Below are 11,620 nucleotides of genomic sequence, written 5' to 3' on the forward strand. Positions count from 1 at the left end.
GCGCCTGCATTGGGTTCTCAAAAACCGTGCGAAAGGCGGTTTGTTTGTTGTTTTTTATTTTTAGAAAATCTTTAATCCAAGTCCATTTTTTCAGGCCCGGATAATTTCATTATGGGTTTGCCTGTCTTTACAGAATCAAACAATCGGTATATAATCCAGCTTATTTCATCCTTGTTACACCAGTAGTCGTTTATTTTGCCGTAAGTAGTATAATCAGAAACATTGAATCCATCTTCAATGTCATTGTACCAGATACACTGGTTTCCGAAGATACCTACGACCCAAAATCCACCACCTTCATCACCATATTGTGACTCTACCCATTTTTCAGGTTCGATTTTGATAAGCGACCAAAAGACCAAAAGTTCATCCTTAAGATCTGTCTCCGCTTTCTGGATCTCTAATTGTAATTCTTCTAAAGAAATTGGGTTCCACATAATTATATTGTTTTTGCCTCACCCCAGCTCTCTCCAAAGGAGAGGGAGCAGCTTCGCTCTTAATCAGCCTGAGTAAGCCGGCCTGAGTTCTCCTCTCCTTCGGAGAGGGGTTAGGGGTGAGGGATATGTTACACCTTCTCGTTCATGCTCATTAAATACTTCTTCGGTGTAGTGCCAAATTTTTTCTTGAATGCTGAAATGAAATGGCTTGCCGTGCTGTACCCTATCTTAAGTCCTACTTCGTTTACATTATACGATCCGCTGTCAAGCAGCTTACGCGCATAATCCATCTTATAATCAAAAAGGAAACTGTATACGCTATCGCCATAGATCTGCTTAAAGCCCATTTTGAGTCTTTTTAAACTTATACCTACCTGATCAGCCAGTTCTTCAAGTCCCGGCGGTTCAGCCATATTGGCAATTACAATATCCTTAGCCTTACGTATTTTTATTACGTTGTCCTCGTCTACGAGAAAAGGGCATGACTCTGTGTTGGTATCTTCGGCACGGTTAAAATAAAGACTGAGCAGTTCATACACCTTTCCCTTAAAGTACAGTTTCTTGATGGACTGGTGCAGGTTAAAATGAAACATTTGGCTAAGCACGACTGCCATAGACGGGTTTATCTTTTCGTCTTTATAATACTTTTTATCAATATTATCTGAACTCAGGAACGGGATATGATCTGCCTGTTCTGAAAAAAAACCATGAAACTTTTTGATAGATATCAGTACCGATACCACCCAGCTGTGCGGGGCGATTTCAAGATGTACCGGGAGCTCTTTTTGCGGATTGTATAAAAACAGAGAAACCTCCTCACGCAGGTCGAGCGCATAGCGGCCCTGGTTAAAGATAAACTTAGCCCTGCCCTTTATGCCAAAGTGAAATTGTATAAGGTCTACTCCTACTTCCCTTTCATAATGTGAGGTTTCATCGCTGTCGTTCTGGAAACGGAGCACAATGAAATCATCCTCAATCTTAATCTCTTCATGAGAACCCATAGCGGTACTTTTTTTATGCCGGATGCAAAATTATCACATAGCTTTATTTAGACTTGTTCTAAACTATGCTTTTGCAACGTGCTGATTTCATTGCAAATTTAGGCTATTTGGGCAAATAAATACATTTTCATGCCAAAATATCCCGTAGCGACATAAATAGGACTTTGAGCGTTACTTTTTAAAAAGCGTTCACAATACTTTTGTAGAACTTTTAGGATAAGTGTACACTATGGATAATAATAACGTATCAAGGCATCAGTACTTTTATGCGGTTGGACTGAGTTACAGGAAGGCCGATGCTGAGATAAGAGGAAAATTTAGTTTAGGGAACGACGCAAAAACAAACCTGCTGCAACAGGCAAAGCAGGAAGGCATAGAGAGCCTTGTAGTTGTATCTACCTGCAACAGGACCGAGATATACGGTTTTGCCCAACACCCTTTTCAGCTTATCAAATTACTTTGCGATAACAGTAACGGCACGGTTGAAGAATTTCAGCGCGTAGCTTTTGTATATAAAAATGCCGAAGCTATAGACCACGTGTTTCGCGTTGGTTCAGGGCTGGACAGCCAGATACTGGGCGATTTTGAGATCATCAGCCAGATAAAGAACGGTTTTAATGAATCTAAGTCATTCGGACTTACCAATGCTTATATGGAGCGACTGGTGAACTGCGTAATACAGGCCAGCAAACGAATTAAGAACGAAACCGAGCTGAGCTCCGGCGCAACATCGGTATCGTTTGCATCGGTACAATACATTATGAATAATGTAGCCGATATACAGAATAAGAACATACTGCTTTTTGGCACCGGCAAAATAGGCCGCAACACCTGCGAAAACCTTGTTAAGCATACCAAAAACGACCACATTATACTGGTAAACCGTACCCGTGAAAAAGCAGAGCAGGTTGCCGGAAAATTTAACCTTATCGTTAAAGATTACGACCTGCTTCCGTTAGAGCTGTCTAAAGCAGATGTGCTTGTGGTGGCAACAGGAGCACCAATGCCAACGATTGATAAGGACATCTTAAGCACCAATAAGCCTTTGCTTATACTTGATCTTTCCATCCCTAAAAATGTGCATGACAATGTGAGGGATCTTGAAGGTGTTACCGTGGTTCACTTAGACGACCTTTCTAAGATTACCGACAGCACCCTGGAGAACCGCAAAAAGCACATTCCGGCTGCCGAAGCGATTATTGAAGATATAAGCAGCGAATTTACAGAGTGGACCAGCGCCCGAAAATTTGCGCCTACTATAAACGCCCTTAAGGAAAAGCTTAACACCATAAAAGACACAGAACTAAACTTTCAACGCAAAAAAATAAGTAATTTTGATGAAGAGCAGGCAGAAATCATTAGCCAGCGTATCATTCATAAAATTACAACCCATTTTGCAAATCATCTTAAAGACCGCGACACCATGGTAGATGAAAGCATCGAATGGATAGAAAAGGTTTTTCAGATTGAAGCTTCTACCAAATGAGTAAAATCATACGAATAGGCACCCGCGACAGTGAACTTGCCCTTTGGCAGGCCCACACAGTAGAAAAAAAACTGAACGCACTGGGATATGCCACCGAAATTGTTGCCGTAAAATCTACGGGCGACCTGATATTAGACGTTCCGCTTTACGAGCTGGGCATAACAGGTATTTTTACAAAAACACTTGACGTTGCCATGATTCAGGGCCATGTAGATATTGCAGTGCACTCCATGAAAGACGTGCCTACTGCATTGCCTAAAGGCATAGTGCAGGCCGCTGTTTTAGAACGTGCCAATGTTCACGATATTCTTGTTCACAAAGGAAATCTTGATTTTTTGCACGACATAGGAACAATTGCTACTGGCAGCCTTCGCCGACAGGCACAATGGCTTAACCGCCACCCTAACCACAATGTAACCGACCTGCGAGGTAATGTGAACACCCGCCTTCAAAAGCTTAAAGATAACGAATGGAGCGGTGCCGTATTTGCTGCCGCCGGGCTGGAACGCATTAACCTGCTCCCGGAAAATCATTTAGAACTGGACTGGATGATACCTGCCCCTGCACAGGGTGCAATGTTAGTCGTTGCCATGGAAAACGACAGCTACTGCCTTGAAGCCGTTAGTAAACTGAACCATGCCGAAAGCGAACTATGCACACGTATTGAGCGCCAGTTCCTCCGCACGTTAGAGGGCGGCTGTACTGCTCCTATTGGTGCATTGGCAACCAGCGAAGATGGCGAGATCCGTTTTGAAGGGGTGCTGCTTAGTATTGATGGCAAGGAGCGCATACACATAGAAAAAGTAATGCACAAAGGACAGGATGCTATAACCTTTGGTAACGATTGTGCCAATGAAGTGCTTGCCAATGGCGGTGCCGAACTGATGAAGAAAATCAGGACAGAACTGAATACATAATACAAATGATACGAATACTGTCGACTAAAAAACTGCTGCCTAACCACAGGCAATTTTTGCTGAATGCAGGGCTGTCAGTCATGGAAGCCGACTTCATTTCGATACAATATACGCCCTTTAAATTTGTTACTATCCGCCAGAATTTATTGTTTACAAGCCAAAATGCCTTTGCAGGTTTCTTATTGAACGAAGAGAGCCCCAAGTATAAAGACAGGGCGATCTTCTGCGTAGGCAGGAAAACAAAAGAGGCAATTGAAAAGGCAGATTATACGGTTACGGCATCCGCCGATTATGCCGAAGCGCTTGCAGACATCATTATAAAAGAACATTCTGGAGAAGACTTTACATTCTTTTCGGGCAGCATGAGAAGGGACACGCTTCCTGATGCATTGGCTGCTGCCAAAATAGACTGTAACGAGATTGAAGTATATAAAACGGTACTATCACCGCATATTATAAACAGCAGGGTTGACGGATTGCTTTTTTTTAGCCCTAGTGGTATAGAAAGCTATCTAAACGCTAATGGCATAAGCAACGAAACCTGCTTTTGCATAGGCAATACAACAGCCGAAGCGCTTAAAGGCATAACTGAGGATATAATCATCGCCAAAAAGCCAACCGTTGAGAACGTGATAATACAATGTATTAATTATTATAAAGAACATATTTAACCACAAAGGACACAGGCGCAAAGAATCACAAAGCTTTGTGAGCTAAAGAACAGCAAATAATTCTTGTGGCCCTTGTGGAAAATCTTAGTGATCCTTGTGGTGAAAAACAAAAAACAAATGAGCATAAAAAACGACCTTTTCTTAAAAGCATTACGCAATGAGCCAGTAGAACGCCCACCGGTATGGATGATGCGCCAGGCAGGCAGGTATTTACCGGAATTCAGGGCGCTACGCGACAAGTATGATTTCTTTACCCGCTGCCAGACGCCGGAACTTGCGGCAGAAATCACCGTACAGCCTATCCGTATTGTACAGCCCGATGCTGCCATATTGTTCTCTGATATTCTTGTGGTACCACAGGCAATGGGCATTGAAGTGCTGATGAAAGAAAGTGTGGGTCCGTTTTTGCCAAACCCCATACGTACACCGCAGGATGTGGAGAAAGTGCGTGTACCGGATATTCACGAAACACTTGGTTACGTAATGGATGCCATTAAGCTGACCAAAGAGATGCTTAACGACGAAGTGCCGCTTATCGGTTTCGCCGGTTCGCCATGGACAATCTTTTGTTATGCGGTGGAAGGAAAGGGATCTAAAAGTTTTGATATTGCTAAAGGCTTTTGCTTTTCGCAGCCAGAAGCAGCGCATGTATTGCTTCAGAAAATAACCGATACCACTATTGCTTACCTTAAGGAAAAAGTAAAGGCAGGCGTTAATGCCGTACAGATATTTGACAGCTGGGGCGGTATGCTCTCTCCTGTAGATTATCAGGAATTTTCATGGAAATACATGAACCAGATCGTTGAGGCACTTGCTCCAGAAACGCACGTTATCGTGTTTGGTAAAGGCTGCTGGTTTGCCCTTGGCGATATGGCACAAAGCAAGGCATCGGCGCTTGGGGTAGACTGGACATGTTCTGCACGTAATGCACGCTACCTATCGGGCGGAAGGATAACCCTTCAGGGTAATTTTGACCCGTCACGATTATTATCGCCAATACCGGTCATCAAAAAGATGGTGCACCAGATGATAGACGAATTTGGAAAAGACAATTATATCGTAAACCTTGGCCACGGCATACTGCCACACATTCCTGTAGACCACGCCAAAGCGTTTATTGATGCAGTGAAAGAATATAAATAGTTGATGGTTATCGGTTGTCAGTTGTTGGATAGAACCAGCAACTGACAACTAACAACCGGCAACCAAACACCACAAAAATGCCACTAAGCTTTGGACTGCGTGATGAAGAAAATGAGAGGATAAACAACATCCTCAACAAGCTGCTGGAGCTCACTTTTGTTCCTGACGGCTGGCTAAACGATGATACACAGCCGCTACTGGCACAACTGGGACTTTCGGCAGAAAGCCTGCATGCCATGACGGGCAATGAATTGAACGAGCATGTTTCCAAAATGCATTTTGACTGGGCTAATATGGAACGCCTGGCTGATATGCTTGCACACAATACTGTCTATAAAGAAAAGGCTATAGCCTTATATAATTTTATACAGGCAGAAAGCAAAATGTTTTCGTTTGATATTTTTAATAAGATAAACGCACTTAAATAGTTTATGGTTGTCAGTTGCTGGCAGCTTCCGACAACCAAAACCAAAAACCGACAACCAAAATGATAACCTGGACTACAAACAGTGTACACAACATTCGTCCGGATGAGTTTTATAACCTCATCAGCAGGAATGCAGAGCACATTGAAAAAACGTTCCCGGTTACGCTTTCCGGCTGCCTTACGCTCGAGAAGACCATCGACTTTATTGCGTTGGCTATCGCCAGCCAGCTTAGAAAAGATACTTTTTATTATTATTTAAGGGATAATGAAACCCACACACTCATCGGTTACCTGTGCATAAAAAACATTAACCGTTCGCTTGGCAAATGTGAGCTTGCTTATTTTGTAGATAAAGACTTTGAAGGCAGGGGAATTATTACCAGGGCGGTTGCCAATGCATTATCTGTTTGCTTTAACAGGCTTGGCATGAATAAAGTGTACATCTGCACCTCGCCTGAAAATAGTGCCAGCCAAAGAATTGCATTAAAGCACGGTTTTATTCAGGAAGGTATTTTACGGTCTGAATTCAAAAATGGACAGGGCGGGCTTGAAGATATATTTTATTTTGGATTATTGAAATCTGACTACACAAAAAAATGAAAAATAAATTTTACCAATATATACAACAACTACAGGATACCATAACTACTAAACTGGAAGCGGTAGACGGCACAGCAAAGTTTCGTGAAGACGTTTGGGAACGCGCCGAAGGTGGCGGGGGCCGCACCCGCGTTATTGAGAATGGGGCCGTGTTTGAAAAAGGCGGCGTAAATATTTCTGCAGTACACGGACCGTTGCCAAAAGCAATGCAGGCTTACTTTAATGTAGGCGATGTAGACTTTTTTGCCTGCGGACTCAGCCTTGTTATACACCCGAAGAACCCTTTTGTACCCACAGTACATGCGAACTGGCGTTATTTTGAAATGTATGACAAAGAGAGCAATGTGGTAGACAGCTGGTTTGGCGGTGGTCAGGACCTTACCCCTTATTACCTGTTTGATGAAGATGCTAAACATTTTCACCAGACCTGTAAAGGAGCCTGCGACAAACACAACCCTGAATTTTATACCAAATTCAAAAAACAGTGCGATGAATATTTTTGGAATGCACACCGCGATGAATCACGTGGCGTAGGCGGCCTGTTCTTTGACCACTGCAAAGCTACCAACGATTTCAGTATGGATAACTGGTATGATTTTGTTACCGAAGTGGGCAACAGTTTCCTTGAAGCGTATGTGCCGATAGTGGAACGAAGAAAGGATATCCCGTACACTCAAGAGAACCGCATCTGGCAGGAAATTCGCCGTGGGCGTTATGTAGAGTTTAACCTTGTTCACGATAAGGGTACGCTGTTTGGGCTTAAGACCAATGGGCGTATGGAAAGTATATTGATGAGCCTTCCGCCGCATGTGCAGTGGGTATATGATCACCATCCGGTAGTGGGTAGCGAAGAAGAGCGATTGATAAACATATTAGCAAATCCGGTAGATTGGGTATAGTAAGATACATAGCAGCTATGTTATTTACAGGAGGCGGTTGTTTTGCACAAACAGACAGCCTTAGTAATCCGTATGTAGAAAAGTTTCCTGATAAAATTTCAACACAGCTGTTTGTACTGAATACCTCTAACGATTTTACCCTTGATTATAAAAACGAGGGGCTTACGGTAGACCTTGACCCTAACCGAAAGACAACGCTTGGAGTAGCGGTGCAGTATGATATCCTATATTTTAGTGTGGGCTTTGCACCAAAATTCTTTACCGATAATAAAAATAACGAGGATTCTAAGATGACCTCTTTTGGCCTTAGCCTCTTCCCGGGAAGATGGGCACAGCACTTTGATTATATCTATCAAAAAGGTATGACCCTGGAGACATCCGGCGCAAATGTGTACCTCCCAAAGATGAAGACCCTTAAATTGGGCGGGAGCACGGCTTACATTTTTAATAAAAACTTCTCTATTAATGCGCAAAGTTTTCAAAGTGAAAGGCAACTGAAAAGTGCGGGAAGTTTTATGCCTGCACTATCCTATTATTACACCGAACTGAAAGGCGATAAATCAGAAGGTATAGACGGAAAAGTTTATTTTATAGATATTGCGCTTGCACCCGGCTATAGTTATAATTGGGTAATCGCTAAAAAGTTTCTTGTAGCAGGCGCGTTTTCGCTTGGCGCTGGCTTTACAAAAACAGTTGACGACGATATAAACACCACCTCGCTTTTAACTCAGGCAACAGCCACGTTATCATTAGGCTATAACTCCGACACCTTTTATGGCGGGTTATTTTCTAAAGCGACAGCCTCGAGCCATACCGCCGATAGCAATGTAACTATGGGCGATGCCATAAGTTATGTCACTGCATTTTTCGGTTATCGGTTTGATGCACCGGAGTTTTTGAGAAAGGAGAAAGAAAAAATAAAAGAAAGGTTTTAAGTTGACAATTATAGTCCCCGAAGGGAAGGGCATATTTACAGCAATGACAAACTAGTATTAAAATAGCTCCTCAGGAGCGACTATAGATTAATAACCTCCTCGTAAGAGGAACAATATAAAAATTATGTTTCCACATCAAAGAAACCGCAGGCTACGTACTAACGACTCCATTCGTTCATTGGTTCGTGAAACGATACTTACACCAAACGACTTTATGTTCCCTATGTTTATTGCAGAAGGAACAAATGTAGAAGTACCTATCCCGTCTATGCCGGGTATCTTCCGCCGCTCTATAGACCTTACCGTTAAGGAGGTTAAGGAACTTTGGAGCCTTGGCATAAAAGCAGTAAACATCTATGTAAAGGTAGACGACAAGTTAAAAGACAACACCGGAAAAGAAGCCTGGAATCCTAATGGACTTATGCAGCAGGCCATTAAAGCCATTAAGGATGCTGTACCCGGAATGATCGTTATGCCCGATGTTGCCCTTGACCCCTACTCTATTTATGGCCACGACGGTATTATAGAAAATGGCGATATTGTTAACGATGCCACGGTAGACGCGCTAACACTTATGAGCCTTAGCCACGCTGCTGCCGGCGCCGACTTTGTTGCACCAAGCGATATGATGGACGGGCGTGTGCTTGCTATCCGTAAGGCGCTGGAAGAAAACGGATTCCCAAATGTTGGTATTATGAGCTATAGCGCTAAATATGCCTCGTCATTTTACGGGCCTTTTCGCGATGCGCTGGACAGTGCACCAAAAGAATCGGGGGTGGAAGTGCCAAAGGATAAAAAGACGTACCAAATGGACTATGCTAACCGTATTGAAGCCATTAGGGAAGCGTTACACGATGTGGAAGAAGGTGCTGATATTGTAATGGTAAAACCGGGCATCGCATATCTTGATATTGTTCGCGAAGTGAAGGATGCCGTAAATGTTCCTGTATCGGTGTACCAGGTATCAGGCGAATATGCCATGGTTAAGGCTGCAGCCGAAAGAGGATGGCTGGATCATGACAAGATTATGATTGAGCAGCTTCACTGTATTAAACGCGCAGGGGCAGACATCATTTCTACTTACTTTGCCAAAGAAGCTGCCATACTTTTAAATAAATAATTATCTGCCGCCTTTACATCTGTAAGGGCGGTTGTTTTTATCTTGCAAAAAATTTGTAATGAAACGAATAATCATACCCTTTGTAGCCCTGAGCCTTTTTTCCTGCAAGAAAGAGGAAGAAAAAAAAGAATCGCTTTATCCTTCGTCTGAAACTATTTCTGAAGGCGCTTCGTTAAACCTTACGCCATCGCAAAGAATTGGCGAAGAGATCTTTAATGGTAAAGGCAACTGCTTTTCCTGCCATAAGCCAGACCAGAAGATCATTGGGCCAAGTGCTATGGAAATCGCAGCTATTTATAAGGAGAAAAAAGGCGACATGGTACAATTCCTGAAAGGCGAAGGCGAGCCGTTAGTTGACCCGTCGCAGTATGAAGTGATGAAAACCAACTTTGCCATTACTAAAAATTTTACCGATGAGGAACTGAAAGGGCTGGAAGATTATTTCATGACATTCTCAAAATAGTTTTGGTTTCAAACCTGTAATTTTACGTTTGCATATAAGAATTAAATGGAAATTTCAGTTATATAGAACAACCCAAAGAAAAAGCCCTTTCTTTCGAAAGGGCCTTGTAATAAAATATAGTGGCGGATTAATCAATTACCATTTCAGGGATATCACCCTCAATGATAAGATTACCTTCTGTAGCATTTTTAATATCTTCGACTGTTACGCCCGGAGCGCGCTCTAATAATTTAAAGCCTTCAGGAACAACTTCTATAACAGCAAGCTCTGTAACAATCTTCTTAACGCAGCCTACGCCTGTAAGCGGCAGTGAGCAGCGTTTAAGCAGTTTGCTTTCGCCGGCTTTGTTTACGTGCATCATGGCAACGATAATGTTCTCGGCAGATGCTACAAGATCCATTGCGCCACCCATACCTTTTACCATTTTACCCGGAATTTTCCAGTTGGCAATATCCCCGTTCTCTGCTACTTCCATAGCGCCAAGAATGGTAAGGTCTACCTTTTGCGCCCTAATCATGCCAAAGCTAAGCGCCGAATCAAAAAATGATGCGCCGGCTAATGTGGTTATCGTTTGTTTACCGGCATTAATGATATCTGCATCTTCTTCGCCCTCAAACGGGAACGGACCCATGCCCAATACCCCATTCTCACTCTGGAATTCTACAGATATATCTTCCCTAACATAATTGGCAACAAGGGTTGGTATACCAATACCAAGGTTAACAAAGTAACCGTCTTTTACTTCTTTTGCTATCCTTTTAGCGATTTCTTCCTTTCCTAGTGCCATGATTAATTGCGTTTTCTTGTTGTTCGTTGTTCGATACGTTTTTCATATTTGGTGCCCTGGAAAATTCGCTGTACAAATATCCCGGGAATATGGATCTGGTTTGGGTCAAGCGTTCCTGCAGGAACAAGCTCTTCAACCTCAGCAATTGTAATTTTTGCAGCACCCGCCATGCAAGAATTAAAGTTACGCGCAGTCCCTTTAAATATAAGGTTGCCTGCTTCGTCTCCTTTCCACGCTTTTACAATAGCAAAATCAGCTTTAAACGCCTCTTCCATTATATGCATCTTGCCATTAAATTCACGTGCCTCTTTACCCTCAGCTACTTCTGTACCATAGCCTGCCGGTGTATAAAACGCAGGGATGCCCGCCTGTGCAGCACGGCATTTTTCTGCTAAAGTACCCTGAGGTGTAAGTTCCACTTCAAGTTCGCCGCTAAGCATCTGCCTTTCAAATTCGGCATTTTCGCCTACGTAAGACGATATCATTTTTTTGATCTGTTTCTTTTGAAGCAGCAGCCCAAGCCCAAAATCATCAACCCCAGCATTGTTAGAAATACAGGTAAGGTCTGTAGTGCCTTTAGTTACAAGTTCGGCAATACTATTCTCAGGAATACCGCAAAGGCCAAAACCGCCCAGCATAATAGTCATGCTATCTTTTATATCATGCAGCGCCTCGCTAACGTTTTGTACTTTTTTATTAATCATACAATATATTTTAGTTTTCGCGGATAAATA

14 protein-coding genes are annotated in these 11,620 nt (G+C 42.8%); 10 read left to right on the forward strand and 4 right to left on the reverse strand.

What is annotated here, in order from left to right; genetic code table 11:
• Positions 1-71 precede the first annotated feature (71 nt).
• Complete coding sequence (locus R1T16_RS04460; protein ID WP_317499873.1) at positions 72-437, reverse strand: hypothetical protein; 366 nt, start codon at positions 435-437, stop codon at positions 72-74.
• Positions 438-565: 128 nt separating this feature from the next.
• A complete protein-coding gene (locus R1T16_RS04465; RefSeq protein WP_317499874.1) occupies positions 566-1,438 on the reverse strand; it encodes an AraC family transcriptional regulator in 873 nt (290 codons plus the stop codon).
• A 229-nt stretch (positions 1,439-1,667) separates the two neighbouring features.
• Here R1T16_RS04465 and hemA point away from each other — a divergent pair, with 229 nt between their 5' ends.
• The 10 genes from hemA (at position 1,668) to R1T16_RS04515 (ending at position 10,099) form a co-directional block, all read left to right on the forward strand.
• Positions 1,668-2,924 (forward strand): glutamyl-tRNA reductase, encoded by a 1,257-nt coding sequence (gene hemA / locus R1T16_RS04470; protein ID WP_317499875.1) that lies wholly within the window; start codon positions 1,668-1,670, stop codon positions 2,922-2,924.
• On the forward strand, positions 2,921-3,841 hold the full coding sequence (hemC, locus tag R1T16_RS04475; protein ID WP_317499876.1) for a hydroxymethylbilane synthase: 921 nt from the start codon (positions 2,921-2,923) through the stop codon (positions 3,839-3,841). The genes hemA and hemC overlap by 4 nt, the downstream gene beginning before the upstream one ends.
• A 5-nt stretch (positions 3,842-3,846) precedes the next feature.
• Complete coding sequence (locus R1T16_RS04480; RefSeq protein ID WP_317499877.1) at positions 3,847-4,512, forward strand: uroporphyrinogen-III synthase; 666 nt, start codon at positions 3,847-3,849, stop codon at positions 4,510-4,512.
• A 117-nt stretch (positions 4,513-4,629) separates the two neighbouring features.
• Entirely contained in the window at positions 4,630-5,655 is a 1,026-nt protein-coding gene (hemE, locus tag R1T16_RS04485; protein ID WP_317499878.1) for a uroporphyrinogen decarboxylase, read from the forward strand.
• Between the two features lie 77 nt (positions 5,656-5,732).
• Positions 5,733-6,083, forward strand: a complete 351-nt coding sequence (locus R1T16_RS04490) for a hypothetical protein (protein ID WP_317499879.1) — start codon at positions 5,733-5,735, stop codon at positions 6,081-6,083.
• A gap of 59 nt (positions 6,084-6,142) precedes the next feature.
• Complete coding sequence (locus R1T16_RS04495) at positions 6,143-6,682, forward strand: GNAT family protein (RefSeq protein WP_317499880.1); 540 nt, start codon at positions 6,143-6,145, stop codon at positions 6,680-6,682.
• Positions 6,679-7,581: an oxygen-dependent coproporphyrinogen oxidase gene (gene hemF / locus R1T16_RS04500; protein ID WP_317499881.1), complete on the forward strand. Its 903-nt coding sequence runs from the start codon at positions 6,679-6,681 to the stop codon at positions 7,579-7,581. The genes R1T16_RS04495 and hemF overlap by 4 nt, the downstream gene beginning before the upstream one ends.
• Positions 7,582-7,598: 17 nt before the next feature.
• Positions 7,599-8,516, forward strand: a complete 918-nt coding sequence (locus tag R1T16_RS04505) for a DUF4421 domain-containing protein (protein WP_317499882.1) — start codon at positions 7,599-7,601, stop codon at positions 8,514-8,516.
• A 124-nt stretch (positions 8,517-8,640) separates the two neighbouring features.
• Positions 8,641-9,636 (forward strand): porphobilinogen synthase, encoded by a 996-nt coding sequence (gene hemB / locus R1T16_RS04510; protein WP_317499883.1) that lies wholly within the window; start codon positions 8,641-8,643, stop codon positions 9,634-9,636.
• A 58-nt stretch (positions 9,637-9,694) separates the two neighbouring features.
• Positions 9,695-10,099, forward strand: coding sequence for a c-type cytochrome (locus R1T16_RS04515; protein ID WP_317499884.1), 405 nt, complete (start codon positions 9,695-9,697; stop codon positions 10,097-10,099).
• Between the two features lie 127 nt (positions 10,100-10,226).
• On the opposite strand, the gene R1T16_RS04520 is transcribed toward R1T16_RS04515, so the two are convergent.
• A complete protein-coding gene (locus R1T16_RS04520; protein WP_317499885.1) occupies positions 10,227-10,886 on the reverse strand; it encodes a 3-oxoacid CoA-transferase subunit B in 660 nt (219 codons plus the stop codon).
• Between the two features lie 2 nt (positions 10,887-10,888).
• Positions 10,889-11,590, reverse strand: coding sequence for a CoA transferase subunit A (locus tag R1T16_RS04525; RefSeq protein WP_317499886.1), 702 nt, complete (start codon positions 11,588-11,590; stop codon positions 10,889-10,891).
• Between the last annotated feature and the right edge of the window lie 30 nt (positions 11,591-11,620).

The organism is Flavobacterium sp. DG1-102-2, assembly GCF_033042555.1.
Taxonomy (GTDB): domain Bacteria; phylum Bacteroidota; class Bacteroidia; order Flavobacteriales; family Flavobacteriaceae; genus Flavobacterium.